The 20,848-nt window shown below is 74.5% G+C and carries 16 protein-coding genes; 10 read left to right on the top strand and 6 right to left on the bottom strand.

Annotated features, from left to right (window positions below; all coding sequences use genetic code 11):
* Positions 1-43 precede the first annotated feature (43 nt).
* From AB0I60_RS21270 to AB0I60_RS21240, 7 genes are all read left to right on the top strand, one after another.
* Positions 44-1,180, top strand: a complete 1,137-nt coding sequence (locus tag AB0I60_RS21270) for a substrate-binding domain-containing protein (protein ID WP_360732203.1) — start codon at positions 44-46, stop codon at positions 1,178-1,180.
* A gap of 213 nt (positions 1,181-1,393) precedes the next feature.
* On the top strand, positions 1,394-2,785 hold the full coding sequence (locus tag AB0I60_RS21265) for an APC family permease (protein WP_360732201.1): 1,392 nt from the start codon (positions 1,394-1,396) through the stop codon (positions 2,783-2,785).
* Positions 2,782-3,801 (top strand): acetamidase/formamidase family protein, encoded by a 1,020-nt coding sequence (locus tag AB0I60_RS21260; protein ID WP_360732200.1) that lies wholly within the window; start codon positions 2,782-2,784, stop codon positions 3,799-3,801. The genes AB0I60_RS21265 and AB0I60_RS21260 overlap by 4 nt, the downstream gene beginning before the upstream one ends.
* 142 nt (positions 3,802-3,943) lie before the next feature.
* Positions 3,944-5,479 carry a PQQ-binding-like beta-propeller repeat protein gene (locus AB0I60_RS21255; RefSeq protein WP_360732327.1) on the top strand — a complete coding sequence of 512 codons (1,536 nt, stop codon included), beginning with the start codon at positions 3,944-3,946 and terminating at the stop codon, positions 5,477-5,479.
* A 63-nt stretch (positions 5,480-5,542) separates the two neighbouring features.
* Positions 5,543-8,530 (top strand): amidohydrolase family protein, encoded by a 2,988-nt coding sequence (locus AB0I60_RS21250; RefSeq protein WP_360732198.1) that lies wholly within the window; start codon positions 5,543-5,545, stop codon positions 8,528-8,530.
* Positions 8,531-8,624: 94 nt separating this feature from the next.
* The gene (locus AB0I60_RS21245) at positions 8,625-9,335 is read left to right on the top strand and encodes a TetR/AcrR family transcriptional regulator (protein ID WP_360732196.1); all 711 of its coding nucleotides are present in this window, start codon (positions 8,625-8,627) and stop codon (positions 9,333-9,335) included.
* A gap of 125 nt (positions 9,336-9,460) precedes the next feature.
* Positions 9,461-10,264, top strand: coding sequence for an RNA polymerase sigma factor (locus AB0I60_RS21240; RefSeq protein ID WP_360732195.1), 804 nt, complete (start codon positions 9,461-9,463; stop codon positions 10,262-10,264).
* Positions 10,265-10,283: 19 nt separating this feature from the next.
* Here the strand turns inward: AB0I60_RS21240 and AB0I60_RS21235 are convergent, their stop codons facing one another.
* Complete coding sequence (locus AB0I60_RS21235) at positions 10,284-11,228, bottom strand: helix-turn-helix domain-containing protein (RefSeq protein WP_360732194.1); 945 nt, start codon at positions 11,226-11,228, stop codon at positions 10,284-10,286.
* 172 nt (positions 11,229-11,400) lie between these two features.
* Here AB0I60_RS21235 and AB0I60_RS21230 point away from each other — a divergent pair, with 172 nt between their 5' ends.
* The 3 genes from AB0I60_RS21230 (at position 11,401) to AB0I60_RS21220 (ending at position 15,923) form a co-directional block, all read left to right on the top strand.
* Positions 11,401-12,009 (top strand): DJ-1/PfpI family protein, encoded by a 609-nt coding sequence (locus AB0I60_RS21230; RefSeq protein ID WP_360732193.1) that lies wholly within the window; start codon positions 11,401-11,403, stop codon positions 12,007-12,009.
* Between the two features lie 84 nt (positions 12,010-12,093).
* A complete protein-coding gene (locus tag AB0I60_RS21225; RefSeq protein WP_360732191.1) occupies positions 12,094-13,695 on the top strand; it encodes a hypothetical protein in 1,602 nt (533 codons plus the stop codon).
* Positions 13,696-13,760: 65 nt separating this feature from the next.
* Positions 13,761-15,923, top strand: coding sequence for a hypothetical protein (locus tag AB0I60_RS21220; RefSeq protein WP_360732189.1), 2,163 nt, complete (start codon positions 13,761-13,763; stop codon positions 15,921-15,923).
* 223 nt (positions 15,924-16,146) lie between these two features.
* Here AB0I60_RS21220 and AB0I60_RS21215 read toward each other — a convergent pair whose 3' ends face one another.
* The 5 genes from AB0I60_RS21215 to AB0I60_RS21195 all read right to left on the bottom strand — a co-directional run bounded on the left by AB0I60_RS21215 (position 16,147) and on the right by AB0I60_RS21195 (position 20,848).
* Positions 16,147-16,851, bottom strand: a complete 705-nt coding sequence (locus AB0I60_RS21215) for an alpha/beta fold hydrolase (RefSeq protein ID WP_360732188.1) — start codon at positions 16,849-16,851, stop codon at positions 16,147-16,149.
* A 31-nt stretch (positions 16,852-16,882) separates the two neighbouring features.
* A complete protein-coding gene (locus AB0I60_RS21210; RefSeq protein WP_360732187.1) occupies positions 16,883-18,172 on the bottom strand; it encodes a hypothetical protein in 1,290 nt (429 codons plus the stop codon).
* Positions 18,173-18,250: 78 nt separating this feature from the next.
* On the bottom strand, positions 18,251-19,078 hold the full coding sequence (locus tag AB0I60_RS21205; protein WP_360732185.1) for a GNAT family N-acetyltransferase: 828 nt from the start codon (positions 19,076-19,078) through the stop codon (positions 18,251-18,253).
* Entirely contained in the window at positions 19,075-19,866 is a 792-nt protein-coding gene (locus AB0I60_RS21200; RefSeq protein ID WP_360732183.1) for a class I SAM-dependent methyltransferase, read from the bottom strand. The genes AB0I60_RS21205 and AB0I60_RS21200 overlap by 4 nt, the downstream gene beginning before the upstream one ends.
* Positions 19,856-20,848, bottom strand: a complete 993-nt coding sequence (locus AB0I60_RS21195) for a 3-oxoacyl-[acyl-carrier-protein] synthase III C-terminal domain-containing protein (protein WP_360732181.1) — start codon at positions 20,846-20,848, stop codon at positions 19,856-19,858. Before AB0I60_RS21195 ends, AB0I60_RS21200 begins: the two co-directional genes overlap by 11 nt.

Raw genomic sequence — 20,848 nt, 5'->3', positions numbered from 1 at the left:
GGGCCTTTCACCGGGGGACCTGACGGCGAGCATACTGACTCGCATGGACTCGTCGGCGGTCGTGCGCGCGGTGCTGCGCGACCGCCTGGAGGTGGCGGTGGCCGGGCCGGACCCGGGCGCGCTGCGGATCGGGCTGCTGCTGCCCCTGTCCGGCGCGCTCGGCCTGACCGGTCCGTCCGGGCTGCTCGCCGCGTCGCTGGCGGCGACCGAGCTGAACGCGGCCGGCGGCGTGGCGGGCCGGCCGGTGCACCTGGTGCTCCTCGACGCGGGCCGGCTGCCGGGCGAGGTGGCGCGCGACGCGTCCGGGCTGGTCGGGCTGGTGGACGCGTTCGTCGGCTTCCACACCAGCGACGTGCACCGGGCGCTGGAATCCGCGCTGGGCGGGCGCGTGCCGTACGTGTTCACCCCGCCGCACGAGGGCGGCCCCCGGCGGCCGGGGGTGGTGCTGCTCGGCGACTCCCCGGCCCGCCAGCTCGGACCGGCGGTGCGCTGGCTGGTGGCGCACCGGCGGCTGCGGCGCTGGGCGCTGGTCGGCAGCGACTACATCTGGCCGCGCGCGGTGCACCGGGCGGCGGCGGGGATCGTGCGCGGCCTGGGCGCGGAGGTGGTGGCGACCCGGCTGGCCCCGTTCCCGGGGCCGGGGATCGACGCGGAGGAGATCGTCGCGGCGCTGGCCCGCGCGCGGGCGGACGCGGTGCTGCTCAGCCTGGTGGGCCGGGACCTGGCGCTGTTCAACCGGGTGTTCACCGCCTCGCCGCTGGCCGGGAGGGTGGTGCGGCTGTCGGGTTCGCTGGAGGAGAACGGCCTGCTTGCGGCCGGCGGCGACGACACGGGGGAGCTGTACGCGGCCATGCGGTCGTTCGCCGGCCAGGGCGACGAACGGCGGATGGCGCTCGCGCAGCGCCACCACGCGCTGTTCGGCGGTCGTGCCCCGGTGCTCGACGCGTACGCCGAGGGGTGCTACGACGGCGTGCACCTGGCCGCCGCGCTGGCGCTGACCGGTGGCCTGACCGCGCGCGACGCCCAGGCGGGCACGGCGGCGCTGCTGGCCACGGCGGACCGGGGGCCGTGGGCGGCGGCACCGTCCGGACCGCCCCGGCTGGGCGGTTTCCTGGCCCGCGCGGACGGCTTGGACCTGACCGTGATCGCCCCGCTGCTCCAGGCCGGCCACCGCGACTGACCCCGGCACGCGCTGCCCGGGTCGTCGGAGGTCCCACCTGTGCCCGAACGGGTCACGCGCCGACCCGGGAGCACCTCCGGACGACCGGAGGTGACCGGCCCGCGACGCGATGTGGTCGAGTGTCGGCGAGCGGAAAACTCCTTCCACCCGGAATCTTTCCAAATGGAAGGAACGTGTCTAGGCTCGCCGGACCACCGCACGGCAGGAGGACGCATGGCGCAGGATCCGGGCCTCGAACGGTACGGCTACCAGCAGGAACTGCGACGGTCCCTGGGTTTCAAGGACCTGCTGGTCTACGGGTTGATCTTCATGGTGCCGATCGCGCCCTTCGGCATCTTCGGCAGCGTGTTCCAGGGCTCCGGCGGCATGGTCGCGCTGGCCTACGCCATCGGGATGCTCGCCATGCTGTTCACCGCCGGCTCCTACGCCCAGATGTCCAAGGCGTTCCCGATCGCCGGCTCGGTCTACACCTACGCGGGGCGCGGCATCGGCGCCCCGGTCGGCTTCCTGGCCGGCTGGATGATCCTGCTGGACTACGTGCTGGTGCCCGGCCTGCTCTACCTGATCGCCGGCGTGGCGATGAACTCGCTCGTGCCCGCCGTGCCGATCTGGCTGTGGCTGATCGCGTTCGTGCTGCTCAACACCGCCGTCAACTACCTCGGCATCGAGATGACCGCCAAGGTCAACCGGGTCATGCTGGTCGCCCAGCTCCTCATCCTCGCGGTGTTCCTGGTGATCGGCGTCGTCGCGCTGGCCCAGGGCAAGGGGCGCGGCTTCAGCTTCGACCCGCTGTTCAACAGCGCCACCTTCTCCTGGCCGCTGGTCTTCGGCGCGGTGTCCATCGCGGTGCTCAGCTTCCTCGGCTTCGACGGCATCTCCACCCTCGCCGAGGAGAACCGCGACTCCGCCCGCGCGATCGGCCGCTCCATGGTGGCCGCCCTGCTCGTCACCGGCCTGCTGTTCATCACCCAGACCTGGGTGGCCTCGCTGCTCGTGGCCGACCCGGACGGCCTGATCGCGAACGGCGACGCGGGCGGCACCGCGTTCTACGACGCGGCCCGCGCGGCGGGCGGCGGCTGGCTGGCCACGCTCACCGCCGCCGCGACCGCCGTGTCCTGGGGCTTCGCCAACTCGCTGGTGGCGCAGGCGGCGACGTCCCGGCTGCTGTTCGCCATGGCCCGCGACCGGCAGCTGCCGAAGTTCCTGGCCAAGGTGCACCCGACCCGGCGCATCCCGGTCAACGCCACGCTGCTGGTCGCCGGCGTGTCGCTGGTGCTGGGCCTGTACATGCAGTCCCGCGAGGACGGCATCACGCTGCTCAGCTCGCTGGTCAACTTCGGCGCGATGACCGCCTTCCTCGTGCTGCACGTGTCCGTGGTCGCGCACTACGTGATCCGCCGGCGCAGCCGCGACTGGTGGAAGCACCTGATCGCACCCGCCATCGGGTTCGCCATCCTGGCCTACGTGGTGGTCAACGCGAAGGTGGCCGCGCAGACCGTCGGGTTCGTCTGGCTCGGCATCGGCGCGGTGGTCCTGATCGGCCTGCTGGTGGCGGGCCGCAAACCGGAACTGGCCGGCATCGCCGGCGAGGAGGAGGGCAAGTGAGCATCGAGGTCGTCCGGCTGGACCCGGGACCCGCCGACCTGGGCTACGCGTTCGGCGGGCGCGAGCCGCTGCTGACCGTCCGTCCGGGCACCGTGGTGGAGCTGAGCACCGAGGACTGCTTCGGCGGCGCGGTGCGCGGCGTGGACGACCTGCCCAGCCAGGTCTGCCGCTTCCCCTACCTCAACCCGGTGACCGGGCCGATCGCGGTCGAGGGCGCGGAGCCCGGCGACACCGTGGCGGTGCACTTCGTGGAGATCCGGCCGACCCGCGACTGGGCGGTGTCCACGACGTTCCCGCACTTCGGCGCGCTGACCACGACGCACACCACGGCCATGCTGCACGACGCGCTGCCCGAGCGGGTCTGGCTCTACGACGTGGACGTGGAGCGCGGCGTGGTCCGGTTCAACGCCCGGTCGAGCGACTTCCAGGTCGACCTGCCGCTGGACCCGATGCACGGCACGGTCGGCGTCGCGCCCGCCGCGAACGAGGTGATCATGAGCATCACGCCGGGCGCGCACGGCGGCAACATGGACACCCCGGAGATGCGCACCGGCACCACCGCCTACTTCGGCGTCAACGTGCCCGGCGCGCTGATCTCGATCGGCGACGGCCACTGCCGGCAGGGCGAGGGCGAGGTGTGCGGCACCGCCGTGGAGGCCGCCATGTCCACCGTCGTGGTGGTCGACCTGATCAAGGGCTCGACCACCCCGTGGCCCCGGTTGGAGAGCGACACCCACCTGATGTCCACCGGGTCGGCCCGACCGCTGGAGGACGCGTTCCGGATCAGCCAGCACGACCTGGTCGGCTGGACCGGGGAGCTGCTCGGCCTGGAGGCGCTGGACGCGTACCAATTGGTCAGCCAGGCCGGGCTCGCGCCCGCCGGCAACGTCGTGGACACCAACTACACGATGCTGGCGAAACTGTCGAAGGACATTCTTCCGGGTGCTGTGGTATTTGACGGGGTGCATTCGCGCTTGCGTGCCGCGGCGGCCCGCTATCTGTCCGAACGGGGATAGCTCGTCTCGTTTCGTGAATTGGTTGATTCGGAGCAAGGCACGTCCGGGGGCACCCGCTACGTTGAGTGCCAGGCCGCCCACCTAACCAGGAGTGGACGTGCCTGTGATCACAGCGAAACATCGCATCACGGCAGTGGTTGGCGTGGTCGCGCTGCTCATCGGCGGCGCGGCCTCCGCCACCGGGGACACCGCCGGTCACCGGCCCGGCGACTGGCCGGGCTGGACCGGTGACAAGTCCGGGTCGCGGTTCGCCGCGACCGAACGCCGGATCGGTCCGTGGAGTGCCGGAAAACTACAGCTGAAGTGGGCTTTCGCCTATCCGAAGAACGGATTCCCGGCGAAAAGCCAGCCTGCCGTGGTGAACGGCGGCATCTACTTCGGCAGCCCGGACGGCAAATTCCACGCGCTGGACGCGAAGACCGGTGCCGGCCGCTGGACGTTCGACCTCGCCACGGTGAGCGCCGGCAGCGTGGTGATCGACGGGCCGACCGTGGCCCGGGGCAGGGTGTTCTTCGGCGACAACGGCGGGCGGCTGTACGCGCTGGACCAGCGGACCGGGCGGCTCGTGTGGTCCAAGGACACCGAACCGCACGCCGCCGGGATGCACACCAGCTCGCCGCTCTACCACGACGGCCGGATCTACGTCGGGGCCTCCAGCGGCGAGAACGTCAACCCCGACCGCAACTACCCGTGCTGCACCTTCCGGGGTCACGTCGACTCGATCGACGCCGAGACCGGCGACCTGGTGTGGCGCTACTTCACCACGCCGGAACCGCAGGCGGTCGGCACGTGGCCCAGCGGCGCGACCCGCTACGAGCCGTCCGGCGCGGGCGTGTGGAGCTCGCCGGTGGTCGACGAGCGCACCAACACCCTCTACGTCGGCACCGGCAACCTGTACTCCGGCACCACCGGCGACTTCGACACCCTGCTGGCGCTGGACGCCCGCACCGGGTCGGCCAAGTGGAAGCAGAAGGTCACCCAGGCCGACACCTGGCGGCTGCTGTGCGGCTTCCCGGACAACGAGGGCTACTGCCCGGGGCAGAAGGACGGCACCGCGCTGGACTACGACATCGGCGCGACGCCCACCCTGTTCCGGCACGACGGCCGCACGCTCGTGGGCGTCGGCCAGAAGAGCGGCGTCTTCCACGTGTTCGACGCGCGCACCGGCTCGGTCCAGTGGCGGCGGCAGCTCTCCAAGCCGATGCCCGGCGGCGGCCTGAGCGGCATCCAGTGGGGCAGCAGCTCCGACGGCAAGCGGCTGTACATGGCGACGAACTGGGGCAACCCCGGCACGGTGTTCGCCCTCGACCCGGGCAACGGCGACGTCCTCTGGGAGACGCCGAACCCGGAGAACGGCTGCACCACCGGCGGCGCGGCCCAGTTCCCGCAGGTGTGCCAGCGCTCGCACACCCCGGCCGTCACCACCAGTCCCGGCCTGGTCTACGAGGGCAGCGTCGACGGCAAGATGCGGATCTACGACTCCACCACCGGCAAGGTGCGCTGGGAGTACGACACGATCCGCGACTTCCAGGGCGTGAACGGCCTGACCGGGCGCGGCAGCGCGATCTCCGGCAACGGCGGCGCGGTGGTCGCCGACGGGATGCTCTACGTGCAGTCCGGCTACTGGCCCTCGTACCCGAGTGATCACGGCAACGTCCTGCTCGCGTTCGGACTCTGACCTCGCCGCTCCCCGCGCCGGCACCCCCGGCGCGGGGAGCGCACCGCGCAAGGAGTTTCTGACATGCGTACTGCGCACCACCGCCGGTTCGGCGTCGTGGCGCTGGCCTGCCTGCTCGCCACCTCCTCCGTCACCCCCGCCCCGGTCGCCGCACCCCGCCCGAGGACCACCCCGGTCACGGTCAGCGAGGGCACCAACCTCGCGGTCGCCGTGTCGCCGCGCGACGGCACGGTCGTCCTGGACCTCCAGGGGCAGCTGTTCTCGGTGCCGCCCGGCGGCGGCACCGCCAAGCCGATCGGCGGGGACCTCCTCGACCCCTACTGGCCGTCGTTCTCCCCGGACGGCAGCCGGATCGCGATCCAGTCGTTCGCGGACGGCATGTTCCACATCCGGACCGTCGCGTCGGACGGCACCGATCCCCGGCAGGTCACCCGGGGCGAGTACGACGACCTGTACCCCGCGTGGTCGCCGGACGGCCGCACCATCGCGTTCACCTCCGCCCGGCAGGGCAGCGACGACATCTGGACCGTGGACGTGCGCTCCGGGGCGCTCAAGCGGATCACCTCGGCGACGACGGCCGAGACCCACCCGGCCTGGCACCCCGACGGCCGCTCAATCGCCTACGTGCGGGGCAACGCCGTGGAGAGCGTCGACCTGGCCACCGGCGCGGTCCGCGCGGTCGTCCCCGCCGGGCAGGGGTTCATCGGGGCGCCCTCGTGGTCGCCGGACGGCAAGCGGCTCGCGTTCCTGCGCGGCGGGCAGGGCGGCCGGACCCTCCACGTCGTGGAGAACGGTGCGGTGCGCCAGGTGGGCGCCTACCGCGACGTGTTCCCGTTCCCGCCCCGCTGGCGCGACGCGGACGAGCTGGTCTACGGCGCGAACGGCCACATCGCGGTGACCCGGGTGAGCACCGGGGCGTCCCGCGAGATCCCGTTCACCGCCACGTTCCAGCTCCGCCGCGACCGCTACGAGCGCAAGGCGTACGACTTCGACAGCAGGCGCCCCCGGCCGGTGCGAGGCATCGCCGGACCCGCGCTGTCGCCCGACGGCAGGACCGTGGTGTTCAAGGCGCTCAACGACCTGTGGCTGCTGCCGGTCGGCGGCAGCCCGAAGCAGATCACCCGCGACGGGTTCCACGAGTCGGACCCGGCGTGGTCGCGCGACGGCACGCGCGTCGCCTACGCGTCGGACAAGGCGGGCACCATCGACCTGTACGCGCTGGAGGTCGCCACGGGCGCGGAACGGCGGCTGACGTCGCTGCCGGGCGCGGAGATCGCGCCCACCTGGTCGCCGGACGGCCGGTCGCTGGCCTTCCAGGACCAGAACGCGCAGACCTTCACCCTGGACACCGCCTCCGGCGCGACGACCCGCGTGCTCGGGCCGCTCAACACCCCCGGCCGGCCGAGCTGGTCGCCGGACGGCCGGACCCTGGCGATGGCCGTGTCGGCGGCCGAGCGCAACCAGATCCTGCTGCTCGACCTGGCCTCCGGCACGACGAAGACCGTCGAGCCGGCCCCGTTCGCGTCGGTGTCCACCCGGGGCGACGACGGCCCGGTGTGGTCGCCGGACGGCCGGGCGCTCGCGTTCTCCATGGACAGCACCGTCCACGTCCTGCCGGTCGACCCGTCCGGCACGCCCACCGGCCCCGCCCGCCAGGTCACCCGCGAGGCCAGCGACGCGCCGACGTGGGGCCCCGGCAACACCCTGCTGTACCTCAACAACGGCCGGCTCAAGACGGTCACGGCCGACGGCGGCACCTCCACCGACGTGCCGGTCGGCCTGACCTACACCCGGGACAAGCCGGAGAGCCGGGTGGTGATCCGGGCGGGCCGGCTGTGGGACGGCCGCAACGCCGCGCCGCGCACCGACGTGGACATCGTCGTGGTGGACAACCGCATCCGCGGCATCGAGCCGCACCGGCCGGACCGGGCCCTCGCGGGCTGGCGGTACGTGGACGCGAGCGCGCTGACCGTCACGCCGGGCCTGGTCGACATGCACGTCCACCAGGAGATGCGGGCCAAGTACGTCGGCGACCGGCTGGGCCGGCTGCTGCTGTCCTACGGCATCACCACGACCCGGTCGACCGGCGACCCGGTGTACCGGGCGGTGGAGGACCGCGAGGCGCTGGACGCGGGCGCGCGCACCGGGCCGAGGTTCTTCATGACCGGCGAGATGCTGGAGGGCTCCCGCGTGGGGTGGGAGTTCGCCCGGCCGGTGCGCTCCGAGCGCCAGCTCGGCCTGGAGCTGTCCCGGGTCCGCGAGCTGGACTACGACCTGGTCAAGACCTACCAGCGGTTCCCGTTCGACTGGCAGGCCCGGGTCGCCGGCCGGGCGCACGACCTGGGCATCCCGACCACCTCGCACTACCTGTACCCCGCCATCGCGCACGGCGTGGACATGAAGGAGCACCTCGCCGGGCCGACCAAGTGGGGCTTCTCGTTCGCCCGCGACGCCTCGGCGGGCGGGGTGTACGAGGACGTCGTCCAGTTGGCGGCGCGCGGCGGGATGCCGTTCAGCACCACGCTGTTCAGCTCCGGCTCGATGCTCGCCGACGACCCCGGCATGGAGGACGACCCCAGGGTGCGCACCCTCTACACGGCGCAGGAGCAGCAGACCCTGCACGCGAAGGTGCTCTGCGCGCAGGGGCTCGGGCCGTGCGGGTTCCTCGACGGCAACGCCGAGCAGGCGCGGCGCGAGGTCGGTGTGGTCAAGCGGCTGCTGGCCGCCGGCGGGTCGGTGCTCGCGGGCACCGACGCGCCGCTGGACACCATGGCGCTCAGCCTGCACCTGAACCTGCGGGCGATGGGCAAGTACGGCGTCGACCCGTTCCAGGTGCTGCAGAGCGCGACCCTGCTGCCGGCGCGGCAGCTCGGCGTGGAGGACGACCTGGGCAGCGTCGAGGAGGGCAAGCTGGCGGACCTGGTGTTCACCGGCGGCGACGCCTCCCGCGACCTGGCCAAGCTCGCCGACGTGCGGATGGTGATGAAGAACGGCCGCTTGTCCACTGTGGACGACCTGCTGAAGCCGTTCGCCGGTCCCGGCGCGCGGTGACCTGCGGCCCCGGCGCGCGGACCAGCGCGCGCCGGGGCCCGCCGGGCACCCGGTACCGGTCGTCCGGGTTGCGCGGTCACTACCCTGTAGCCCCGTGGCGGACGGCGACGAGCGGGACAAGCCCGTGGACGGCAGGGCCGCCCGGTGGGCGGGTCAGCGGGAGAAGCGGCGCGCGGAGGTCGTGACCGCCGCCCTGGAGGCCATCGGCGAGCACGGGCCGTGGGTGTCCACCGAGCAGATCGCCGAGCGCGCCGGGATCTCCCGCCCCCTGCTCTACCGCCACTTCGCCGACGCCGACGACGTGTACGGCGCAGTCGGCCGGCGGATCTCGGAGCTGATCATCGCCGAGATGGAGCCCGTGCTGACCCGGCCCGGCGGCAGCGCGCGCGAGATCGTCACCCGGGTCGTGCGCACCTTCGTGGTGTGGATGACCGACCACGTCGCGCTCTACCACTACGTCGTGTCCCGCTCGGTGGAGGCCGACCAAGACCGGCGGCTGTGGGCGACCGACATCCGGGCCCGGATCAGCGCGCTGCTGGGCGGGGTGATCGGCGGCTACCTGGCGCTGCTCGGCGTGGACGCACGGGTTGCCGACCCGCTGGCCTACGGGCTCGTCGGCATGGTCGAGTCGACCACCGCGCGCTGGACGGTCGAACCCGGCCCGCTGGACCGGGACCGGCTGATCGGCACGCTGTCGGGCTGGGTGTGGGGCGTGCTGGACGACGTGCTGCGCGACGCGGGGGTGGTGCTCGACCCCGACCTGCCGCTGCCGCCGCTGCCCGACCCCGACGAGCCCGCCGGCTGACACCGGCCCGGTCGGGCCCGCGCCGCCGTCATCACCCTGAGCAGTCGGATTGACACCCTTCGCACTCTTGCTGGTACGTTCGTGTAACCCTTACTTGGACGTACCGCACATTGCGAGGCTGACTCGTGACCGCAACGGGAGCTGTCGCGCGAGGGCACTACTCGGCGGCGAGCGACGACCGGTTGGTGGCGTTGGTGCGGGCCGGCACCGTGGCCGCCTTCAGCCCCCTCTACGAACGGCACCTCGCGGTCGCCCGCGCGCGGGCCCGCCACCTGGTGCCCCGGTGCCCGGCCGAGGCCGACGAGGTGGTGTCGGAGGGGTTCCTGCGGGTGCTGGAGGTGCTGCTGGCCGGCGGCGGGCCCACCCGGTCCTTCCGCGCCTACCTGCTGACCACGATCACCCGCGCCGCGCTGGCCCGCAAACGCCGTGAGGCGCAGGAGCTGCTGACCGGCGACCCGGCGGCGGACGAGGCGGCGCACGCCCGCGCCGATCCGATGCCGTACCCGGAGCGCGCGGTCGAAGGCGTGCTGGAGCGCAGCCTCGCGCTGCGCGCGTTCGACCGGCTGCCCGCCGCCGCCCGCGAGGTCCTGCTCTACACCGAGGTGCTGGGCTACCCGCCGGCCGTCGCCGCACCGCTGCTGGACATCTCGCCCAACGCGGTGTCCTCCCGCGCCCACCGCGCCCGCGAGGCGCTGCGCGCGGCCTACCTCGACGCGCACGTCACCCGGCGGCCCTTCCCGCCGGGCTGCGCGCACGTGGTCGAGGAGCTGGGCACGTGGGCCCGGCGGGCGCTGCGGCCCCGCCGCAGGTCCGTCGTGGACGAACACCTCGGTGAGTGCGGCGACTGCCGGGACCTCGCCGACGAGTTGGCGTCGGTCAACCCGATCCGCGTGCCGGAACCGCCGCTGCGGTTGCAGCCGGTGGGCTGAGGCGTCGACCGGCGGGGCGTCAGCCGGCGCGGAAGGCGGCGCGGTAGGCGTGCGGGCTGGTGCCGACGACCCGGCGGAACCGGTCGCGGAACGCCGTGGGGGAGCCGAAGCCGGTCCGCGCGCCCACCAGGTCCACCGGGTGGTCGGTGCTCTCCAGCAGGTGCTGCGCCTGCCGGACCCGGGCGCGCAGCAGCCACTGCACCGGGGTGTCGCCGGTCTGCTCGCGGAACCGCCGGTTCAACGTCCGGGTGCTCATCCCGGCCTGCCGCGCCAGGTCGGTCAGCGCCAGGTCGCGGGCGGCGTTGTCCTCCATCCACCGCAGCAGCGGCTCCAACGCCGAGCCGCGCGGGACCGGCGGCAGGTCGTGCACGACGAACTGCGCCTGCCCGCCCTCGCGCTCCAGCGGCATCACCGACAGCCGGGCGGCGTCGGCGGCGACCGCCGAGCCGTGGTCGCGCCGGATCAGGTGCAGGCACAGGTCGAGCCCGGCCGCCGCGCCCGCCGAGGTGAGGTACCGGCCGTTGTCGACGTAGAGCACGCCCGGGTCGACCTCGACCGCCGGGTACCGCCGCGCCAGCAGCGCCGCGCACGCCCAGTGCGTGGTGGCGCGCAGCCCGTCGAGCAGCCCGGTGGCGGCCAGGACGAACGCGCCCGAGCAGATCGAGGCGATCCGGGTGGTGCGGGCGGCGGCCCGGCGCAGCGCGTCGAGGACGTCGTCCGGCACGGGCGCGTCGAGGTCGGCGCAGCCGGGCACGATGATCGTGTCGGCACCCGCGAGACCCTCCAGGCCCCACGGCGCCTGCACGGTGAACGCCCCCGCGTCCACGGTCGGCGTCACGCCGCAGACCCGGAGCCGGTAGGCGGGGCGGCCGTCGGGCAGCCGGGTGCGGGTGAACACCTCGATCGGTGTCGACAGGTCGAACGGGATGACCTTGTCGAGCGCGAGGACGGCCACGGTGTGCATGGCCGCAACCTAGCCGGGCCTCTGATTCCCGCCGACCTGGGCTCATCCGGAGAACCGCTGGTCACGCCGTTGGCGAGAATCGGGTGCTCCGTGGCATTCCGGCCGGTTCCGCCGGGTGCGGGCCGTCGTTAGCGTCGGTGCCGCCGACTGCCGAGGGAGGACTGATCCGGAGATGCTCGCCCAGATCGTGCTGTTCGACGGGTTCGACCCGCTGGACGTGATCGCGCCGTACGAGGTGCTGACCGCCGGCGGCGTGACCGCCGGGCTGGTGTCCGCCGAGGGTGCCCGCGAGGTGCCCAGCGGCCTGCCCCCGCTCGGCCTGCGCGCCACCGGTCCGCTGGAACCGGCCCGCGCGGACCTGGTCGTCGTGCCGGGAGCGGCGGCCCCGGTCGAGGCCGTCGCGGACGTGCTGCGCCGCGCCCTCGGCACCGGCTTGCCGGCGCTGCTCGGGCAGTGCCTGGACCGGCCCGGCGTCACCACGGCCACGGTCTGCGGCGGCTCGCTGGTGCTCGCCCTGGCGGGCCTGATCCCGGGCCGGCCCGCCACCACCCACCGCCTGGGCCGGGACCTGCTCGCCGACGCCGGCGCGACGCCGGTGCGCGCGCGGGTGGTGGACGACGGCGACCTGGTCACCTCGGGCGGCGTGACCTCCGGCCTGGACCTGGGCCTGTACCTGCTGGAGCGCGAGTTCGGGGCGCGGGCCGCCCTCGCCGTGGAGGACCTGTTCGAGCACGAGCGGCGCGGCACGGTGTGGCGCTCGGGCGACCGGCACGCCGCGTGACCGGGCTCCTGCTCCTGTCGTCGGGGGCGGCCGCCGGGGCTTGATCGCTTGACAGCGCGCGACCGCGATTGTCATGGTCGGCCCATGGTCCTGCCCGCTGCCGGTGCCGGGGTGCCGCGCCGGCGTGCGCCCCGGCCGCTACCGTCGATCACCGACCGGTTCGGGTGGAGCGCGTTCGTGCTCGGCGGCGATTCGGTGGTGGGGCGGGATTTGCGGGACCGGTTCGCCGCGGACTTGGCCGCGCGGTCGACGGGGCCCGTGCGCGTCGCGTTCCCCGGTGACGATCCTGACCACGAGTCGCCGGACACCACGGAGTTGTTGCAGCGCCCGGAGATCTCCGCGCACGTGCCGTGCGTGGTGGTCGTCGCCGATCCCGGTGTGCACGTGCTGCCGTTCGCCGGACGCGAGGCCGACGACGTGCACCGGCTGCTGGCCGACTGGATCGACCTGCACCACCGCGAGAACGGCGCGTTGCTGGAGCGGTGGACCAACCGGGAGCACGAGATCAACCGGCTGCTCGCCGCGCTGTCGGCCACGCTCCGCGCGGCGCGCAGACGGGCCACCCGCGTGCGCGCCGCGCGGAAGTCGTTGCGCCGCCTCGACAAGCTGAGCACGGCACCGCCCGACGACTTGGACGCCGTGCTCGCCGACCCGAAGGGGCTGCCCGGCGCGCTGATCACCGCGTTGACCGCGTGCCGAACCCGCCTCCGGGAGTGCGCCGCCGTCGAGGCGGCGGGGGAGCGGATGGCCGCTGCCGCCCGGGAACTCGCGGGTTCGGACGACCGGCGGGTGATCCGCCGCGTGCTCGGCCGGCTCACCGACGATTCCGCGCTGCGCCTCCTGCTGGCCCCCGACGCGGCGGAGCGGCTGGCCGCCGCGCGCGCCGCGTTCGGCCGGGACGACGCGGCCGACGTCCGCGAGTGGCGGGCGGAGAACGGGAAGCTGGTCACCCGGCCGGTGTTCGCCGCCGCCGCACAGGCGTGGCGGTGGATCGCCCACCAGGGCCGGCTGCCCCTCGAACCGGCCCACCGGACCCGGCGGCGGGAGTACGACGCGTTCGCCCGCGCGCTCGCCGCGCAACCGCTCGGCCCCGGTGCGGCGGACGGCGTGCTGGCCGCGCTCGCCGCGCACCACGGCGTCACCGACCAGGCGGAGTGGGCTGCCGCGACGGCCGGTTTCCGCGCCTACCTGGTGGACGTGGTGGAGTGGCTGCGCGTCGGCGCACCGGCCGACTTCACCTCGGTGGGCCACTGCCTGCCGACCTCCCCGCCGCCCGTCCGGCCGTTGACCGACGAGCTGCGCGAGCTGCGCGACGGGCTCGCCGACGTATTGCTCCGGGACGTGCCCGGTCCTCAAGCCGACGCCCGGCGGGCCGTGCGCGAGTCCGTGCCGGCGCTCGCCGAGGAGCACCGGGCACGCGTGGCGGCGACCCTCGCCGAACCCGGGCCGGAGCCGACCGGCGCGGCGGAGGCGGCGCGGCTGGCCGAACTGGTCGAGGAGCTGGCCGGCTACGAGGACGCCGTGCGGTCGGTCGTCCTCCCGCACCTGTCCGACCCGGCGGCGGTGCCGGTCGCCGCGCACCCGGCCGCCCTCGACGGGCCGCCGGAGCAGGACCCGGTCGACGCGCTGCGCCGGGTCGCCGAGCAGACCGCCGCCGAGTACCACTCGCTGCGGCAGCCTCGGTGAACCCCTGCGCCCGCAACGGGCGCGATGGCAAGCTGTGCCCCGGCACCAGCGCGTGGAAGGGCACCATGTTCCGAGACCTCGTCATCCGCAAGACGCTCCGGGTACCGGCTTCGGGCGGTCCGCCCGGCGACGGCGGCGCGGTCGCCCGCCAGTTGGACGCGGTGCTCGTCCAGGCCGGGTTCAAGGCGTCGGGGGAGCTGCTGCGGCACGTGTCCGGGCTCGCCGTGCCCGCTGCGCTGGACCTCGCCGTCGAGGTGGTCGGCGCGGTGCGGGCGCTCGTCGGCGACGACGTCGAGCACAACCCGTACTTCAAGGACTTCCCGCACAACGTGCCCGACACCGTGGACTTCTGGGTGTGGTCGCTGCGCACCGCCGTGGGCGGTCCCGGCGCGTCCGACGAGCAGGTGGCGGCGGTCCTGCGCGAGGGCCTGGTCGACCTGCTGCGGCTGCCGGGCTACGGCGTCGTCCAGCACACCTACGCGGAACTGCTCGCCGCGCACGACGAGCTGGTCCCCTCGGTGAAGGACCGCGTCACCGTGCTGCACCTGGGCGGCACGCCGGAGCAGGAGCAGCGCGCGCTCTACCTCGCGCTGGCCGGCAGCCCGGTGCCGCTCGCCGAAGCCGACCTCGACGCGCTGGGCCGGCTGGCCGCGCACTGCCTCGACGGCGAGCAGCCCGAGGAGGTCCCGGTGCGGGAGAACCGGGCCGTGGTCAACGCCTCCCGGTTCGCGGCGGGCCGCCCGCTGCTCGACGTGGACACCGTCACCGACGTGCTCCGGCTGGCCTGCCGGGCATCCGGCGGGGACGTGACCCTGCGCGCGGTCACCCGGTTCCGGTCGTTCCGGCGCCCGGAGCGCCGTGCGCTGCTCGCCGCGCTGGACGCGGTCGTCGCCGAGCACCCCGCCGCGCTCGGCGACGTGGCCGTGCACCGCCGCCGCTGGCAGCGGCTGGGCGAGCGGCTGCACCCGCACGAGCACAAGGGTTTCCCGCACGCCCAGGACGTCTTCGCGGTGGCCCGGGGCGAACGGGAGGTGCGCTCGTCGGCGGGCCGGGTGGAGTTGGCGTTCGCGGACGGCGACGTGCCGCACGCCGTCCGCCTGCTCGCCGTCGCGCCCGGCAGGCTGCTGCGCGCGCTGGACCGGGTGCTGCGGTCCGCCCGCCCGGAGCAGGTGGACGACGTCGTGGCGACGGTGGCGACCGTGCTGGACCGGGTGTCCGGGCGGGTGCTGTGCTCGGTGCGCGAACACCTGGCCAACCGCACCGCACCGGACCCCGTCCGCGTCTTCACCAACCGCGAGCAGCGCACCTGGGTGGCCCCCGACGACCGCGCCCCGCTCGACCCGGGCGCGGTGGCGCGGCTGACCGCCCTGCTGGACGCCGAACTGCTGCGCAGGCTGCCCGCCCACCGCCGGCTGGTGGTCGACCCGGACGTGCTCACCGTCGCGCTCCCGTTGTCCGACAAGGGCACCGCCGACGGGTTCGCGGTGCTGCCGCGCGGTTCGGTCAGCCGCGTCGAGGGAGAACTGCTGCGGTTCTTCGCCTACTGGCGGCAGCACCGGCGCGGCACCGACTACGACCTGTCCGCGACGATGCTGGACCAGGACTTCGGCTTCCTCGGCCACGTGTCGTGGACGAACTACAGCCAGGACGGGGCGTACTACTCGGGCGACGTGACCAACGCGTCCAGCGGTGCGACCGAGTTCGTGGACGTACCGCTGGGAACGGTGTCCGCCCACCACCTGCTGCCGCAGGTGGACATCTACAGCGGCGAGCGGTTCGCGGAGGCGGCGGAGTCGTCGTTCGGCTTCATGACCCGCGCCCTCGACCAGCGCGGCCGACCGTACGAAGCGGCCACCGTCCGGATGCGCTCCGAGCTGCGCGGCTCGGGCCGCGTGGCGCTGCCGGTGGTGTTCAGCCGCGCGGAGGACGGTTCGTGGACGGCGAAGTGGCTGCACCTGTACCTGCGCGGGCTGTCGTGGGGCAACCGGGGCGAGACCAACCGCCTCAGCGCCGCCGTGGTGGCGCGGGCCGTGCTCGGGCGCACGTACCTGACGGTCGGCGATGTGGTGGAACTGCTGCGCGCCAAGGCGGAGGCGTACGAGGTGTGGACGCCGGACGCGGTGTACGACGAGCCGGTGACCTACATCGGCCTCGAACGCCCGGAAGACCTGCCGGAGGGTTCGGAGGTGTTCACGTTGGCCACGCTGAAGAACCTGGTACCCCGGTGACACCGGCCCGGCAGTGCTAACCTGGTGGCGCGAGGCCATGCGGGAACTTCCTCCTCAACTCCCAGACCTAGTCCCCGCCTTCTCCTCGCCCCTCTTCCCCGACCGGCCCGCCGGCGGGACCCGATCACCGGTCAGGCCGCCTTGCGGCCTGACCGCGTCGGCCGCGCAGCAGCCCGCACCGCGCTTCGTCACTGAGCCGGCTCCGGCTGTCGTGCGCACGCGCTCACCGACAGGCGTTGTGGGCGGCGCGGACGAGGGTGTGGGCCAGGTCGGCGGGGTGGCTGTAGAACGGCGAGTGCCCGGCGTGCAGCCGGACCCGGTCGCCGGTCAGGCGGGACGCGTACGCCTCCTGCACCGCCAACGGGATCGCCCGGTCCTGCGTGCACAGCACGTAGGTCGTGGGCAGGTGCTGCCAGCCGGTGGACGTCGGGGAACCGGTCGCGCAGGCGACGGCCACCGGGCGCAGGCGGCGGGCGGCGGCGTGGGCCGGACCGGTAGGGCAGTCGTGGTAGAACAGGTCCAGCGCGTCGGCTGCCGCGACGCGGGTGCGGCCGTCGTCGCCCAGCTCGATCGCGGCGGTCAGTTCGGGGGTCAGCACGGACGTGTGCCCGGCGGGCAGTTCGGACTCGCCGAGGTCCTGCGGCCCGCCCGCCCGGACGACCTTCGCGGTGACGAACACGACGCCCGCCACGCCCGGGGTCGCGCTCGCCGCGCTGACGGGGGAGCCGCCGTAGCTGTGGCCCACCAGCAGCACCGGCCCGCCCGCCGCGACCACCGCGTCGCGCACGGCCCCGACGTCGTCGGCGAACGTGGTGAACGGCAGCTCGACGGCCGTGGTGGACAGTCCCTCCTCGCGCAGCAGCGGCTCCACGCGGGACCACGCCCACGCGCCGTGCCACGCGCCGTGCACCAGGACGACGGTCGTCATCGGACCTCCGGTCGGGTGGCGGCCGGCCCGGTCACCCGGTGGGCCGCGCGGCCAGCTGCTCGGTCGTTCCCGGGTGCCCGCCGAGCGGCCCGGCCAGCGCCCGCCGGGTGTCGGCGAGCGCGGTGCGGACGGGGCGGATCAGGTCGGCCGGTTCGGGGTCGAGCGCGGTCGCCAGCGCCTCCGCGCCCGCTCGGCGGTCGCCGCGCGCGGCGTGGCAGCGGGCGATGTGGGCGCGCACCAGGATCTCCAGGTCGCGCGAGCGCGCGGCGGGTGCCGAGGCGCGCTGGAGTTCCAGCGAGCGGGTCAGCTCCTTGAGCGCGTTCTCGGGCTGGCGCAGCAGCAGGAGCGTGGCACCGGCCAGGTAGGACTGGACGCCGGGCGGGATCATCACCATGGGGTGCCGGCCGCCGGCGGTCTCGGAGCGGGGCAGCGAGCGCCACTCGGCGAGGGCGCGCCGGGCGTCGGCGTCCATCCGCGCGCCCGCCCAGGCGCGCGCCTCCTGGAGCAGGAGGACGGCGTCGAGGCCGTCGCCGCCGGGGCGCGTCGCGCCGTCCGCCGCGAGCTGGGCCGCCTCCACGAAGTGGCCGAGCCAGAACGACTGCCGGGACTGGACGGCGCGCACCCAGCGGCGCGCGTCGTGCTGGTCGGACAGGTCGGCGAGGTCCCACGCGGCGGTGGCGTGGTTGTGCGCGACCGTGCGCTCGCCGAGGTCGTCGGTCAGCCACGCGAGCAGCACGCAGCTCTTGGCGGCGTAGGACAGCAGCCGGACGCGCTGGGCGGGCCGCTGCCGGCCGTGCAGCAGCTCGGCGATCCGGTCGCGGAACAGGGTGGTGCGGTGCGCGAGGGTCCCGGCCGGGACGTAGGCGTAGGACTGGCCGATGGCCGACAGCTCCGCCTCGAACCGGTCGAACGCGGCCTCGTCCACGTTGGTGGCGGCCACTTCCCGGGACAGCGTCAGCGATTCGCACGAGTGCCGGACGAGTTCCGAGCGGTGGTCGTGGACGGCGTGCAGGCCGGCGGCCGGCGCGGGATCGCCCTCCCGCGCCCCTTCGACCGGAACCCCGTCCCGCTGGGCACCGTCGTCGTCCAGCCCGTTGGGCCAGATCACGCTGATGTCGATCGTTTCGTTCAGGTGCTCGGAGAGGATCTCCGCCACGGCGTAGGGGATGCGCCGGCGGGGGTAGGCCCCCTTGAGCCAGTGGTAGGGCGCTTTCGGGCTGATCGTGCCGTCGCCGCACCGGCGGTTGATCTCCCGCGCCAACTGCTCCGGCGGCCAGCCGAGGCGGTCCAGGAAGGTCCTCAGGTGGGTCGGCGTCGTCACGGGTGCCCCTAGTGTCACGGCGATCGGTGTCCGGTGCACTGAATGTACCGAAGCACCCACGCACGGTGAGAGGGTCGCTCATCCCAGGGCTCCCGTCGCGAACACCCGCACCCTGCGCCGATCGCCCGGCAGGTCGTCCCCCAGCACCATCTCCCCGGCCGTCGACCCCTCCGCGAGCCCGGCCCGCCGAGCCCACGTGACCAGCGCGGAGCCCGCCGCGACGTCGACCCGCAACGGCCGCGCCACGTCCCGCGACAGGTCGTCGGCCAGCACCCGCGCGGTGTCGTCGTCGGCGGTCACAAGGGGTCCCAGCACGTGGGAACACGCGCCGCGCCAGGCGATCCCGTAGCCCAGCGGCCCGTCCGGCCCGTCCACCACTCGGGTGGCCGCCGCGACGGAGAACAGGTGGGCGAGCACGGCGTGCCGGGGCACGCCGAGCGCCTCCTCGTCCAGCCGGGCGATCGCGGGCAGGTCGTGCACGGTGGCGGGCCTGCTGCCCGGCGGGCCCGCCACGCGCGGCGTCCCGGAGTACCGGACGTGCGTGGCGATCCGGCGGAACCCGGCGGCGTGGTAGATCGGTGCGCCCGCCGGGGTCGCGGTGAGCCACGCCGTCGCCGTGCCGGCCCGTTCCAGCGCGGCGCGGAACACCGCCGTGCCGACCCCGCGCCGGGCGTGCCGGGGCGCGACCAGCATCGCGCCGATCACGGCCAGCCGGGTCCCGTACGCGACGACGGACACGGTGGCGGCCAGCGCGCCGTCCGGGTCGCGCAGCCCGTAGACCCGGCCGAACTCGAACAGCGGCAGCCACGCGCGGGTCTCCGGCGCCCAGTCCCGCTCGCGGGCCAGGTCGAGGCACGCGGGCAGGTCGCCGAGGTCGAGCGGGCGCAGGTCGGGCGCGACGGTCACGGCACCCGTCCGACGACGGCGGCGACCAGGCCGAACCACTCGGCCAGGTCCGGGCCGTCGGGGGTGGCCAGGAACCGGTGCAGCGCCTGCTCGGTGAGCAGCCCGTCCGCGACCAGGGTCGGGCCGATCTGCTCGACGGTGGCGCGCAGCCACTCGTGGTGCTGCGCGCCCCAGCCGTCCCAGCCCGCGAGCGAGGGCGCGAGCCGCACCGACACGTCGGCCAGGCCCAGCCGGGCGATCAGGGCGGGCAGCCGGCGCGTCCACCGCATGTCCCCGCCCTGCGCGGTCATCCGGTCCACCACGGCCTGCACGACCTCCGCCCACGCGGGGTTCGCGGTCTCGTCGGACGGGAACCAGTACCCGTCCACGGCGACCACCCACCCGCCGGGCTTCACCCACCTCACCAGCCGGGCCAGGACCTCCTCCCGCTCCGGCAGGTGCTTGAGCGCCGACCGGGTGTGCACCAGGTCGAACGACGCGTCCGGGAAGGTCTCCTCGCGGGCGTCGAACGGCAGCACCTCCAGGTTGGGCGCGGCGGTCGGGTCCAGGTAGCGCGGGTCGATGTCGGCCGCCACCACCTCGCCGTCCGGGAACCTCCCGGCCAGCCAGTAGGCGACCGAGCCGCGCCCGGCGGCCAGGTCCAGGCAGCGCGGCGCGGCGGGCAGCGGCAGGCCGTCCACCGCCGCCCGGCTGACCGGGTCCAGCGCCACCTCCAGCAACCGCAGGCGGTCGTCCTCCGCCGGGTTGTCCTTGGTGAGCACACCCGTGCCGTACGGGTCATGGCGCATCGCTACGAACCTCCCCGGTGGACCGCCCCGGTGTGTACCGCACGGCGGTGATCGCCCAACTGAAACCCATCGCGCTGGTGGCGAACAGCACGAGGTCGCCCGGCCGCAGCCTGCGGTCGTCCAGCAGCGACCGCAGGGCCAGGAACACGTCGACCCCGCCCATGTGCCCGAGCCGGTCGTAGCCGAACACGCTGCGCGCCTCGGGGATCCCCAGCTCGCCGAGCACCCTGCGGTGCATGTCGCGGTCGCCGTGGTTGACCAGGAACCACGCCACGTCACCGACCCGGGCGCCGACGTCGGCCAGCACCCGGTCGGTGAGCGCGGTGAAGTTCCGCACGTACGCGGCGCTCAGACCGGGGCGGTGCGGCTCGCGCCGGATCACCACCCGGTCGTCGCGGACCTCGCCGTGGTAGTAGTGCGACCACGTCGGGTCGGTCCGCATCCGCGAGCCGAGCACCTCGAACTCGCCGCCGGCGCCCACCAGCAGCGCGCCGCCCGCGTCGCCGAAGTTGAACAACTCCTTCGAACCCGGGTCGTCGTGGTCGACCATGGTGCTGAGCCGGTCGGCGACCAGCACCAGCACCACGCCCGCCCGGCCGAGGTCGACCTTGTCCGAGGCGACCGCGAGGGCCGCCGCCGAGGCGTTGCAGAAGTTGGTCACCTCGAAGCAGTGCGCGTCGGCCAGCCCCAGTTCGGCGGCGGCGTGGGCGGCGGGCGACCAGAACGGCTCGTCCCACTCGCCCGACCCGGCGTACACCACGTGCGTGACGTCCTCCGGGGCCACCGGCGAGCGCTTGAGCAGCGCCCGCGCCGACTCCACCGCCAGGTCGACGGACCTCTCGCCGGGACCGAGCGCCGGGAACACCGGGCTGTGCGTGATCCGGAGGATCTCCGGCAGCGGCAGCCCGGTGCGCTCGGCGACGGCCCCGAGGTCCAGCCGCCCGGTGGGGAAGGCGACCTCGAAGTCGATGACACCCGCCAC

It is taken from the genome of Actinosynnema sp. NPDC050436 (assembly GCF_040655415.1).
In the GTDB taxonomy this organism is placed as follows: domain Bacteria; phylum Actinomycetota; class Actinomycetes; order Mycobacteriales; family Pseudonocardiaceae; genus Actinosynnema.
This window is presented reverse-complemented; position numbering and strand designations above follow the sequence as displayed.

Coding starts and splice junctions, on each gene's coding strand:
- AB0I60_RS21270 (WP_360732203.1), top strand. CDS start 44: ATGGACTCGTCGGCGGTCGTGCGCGCGGTGCTGCGCGACCGCCTGGAG.
- AB0I60_RS21265 (WP_360732201.1), top strand. CDS start 1,394: ATGGCGCAGGATCCGGGCCTCGAACGGTACGGCTACCAGCAGGAACTG.
- AB0I60_RS21250 (WP_360732198.1), top strand. CDS start 5,543: ATGCGTACTGCGCACCACCGCCGGTTCGGCGTCGTGGCGCTGGCCTGC.
- AB0I60_RS21235 (WP_360732194.1), bottom strand. CDS start 11,228: ATGCACACCGTGGCCGTCCTCGCGCTCGACAAGGTCATCCCGTTCGAC.
- AB0I60_RS21230 (WP_360732193.1), top strand. CDS start 11,401: ATGCTCGCCCAGATCGTGCTGTTCGACGGGTTCGACCCGCTGGACGTG.
- AB0I60_RS21225 (WP_360732191.1), top strand. CDS start 12,094: ATGGTCCTGCCCGCTGCCGGTGCCGGGGTGCCGCGCCGGCGTGCGCCC.
- AB0I60_RS21220 (WP_360732189.1), top strand. CDS start 13,761: ATGTTCCGAGACCTCGTCATCCGCAAGACGCTCCGGGTACCGGCTTCG.
- AB0I60_RS21215 (WP_360732188.1), bottom strand. CDS start 16,851: ATGACGACCGTCGTCCTGGTGCACGGCGCGTGGCACGGCGCGTGGGCG.
- AB0I60_RS21200 (WP_360732183.1), bottom strand. CDS start 19,866: ATGCGCCATGACCCGTACGGCACGGGTGTGCTCACCAAGGACAACCCG.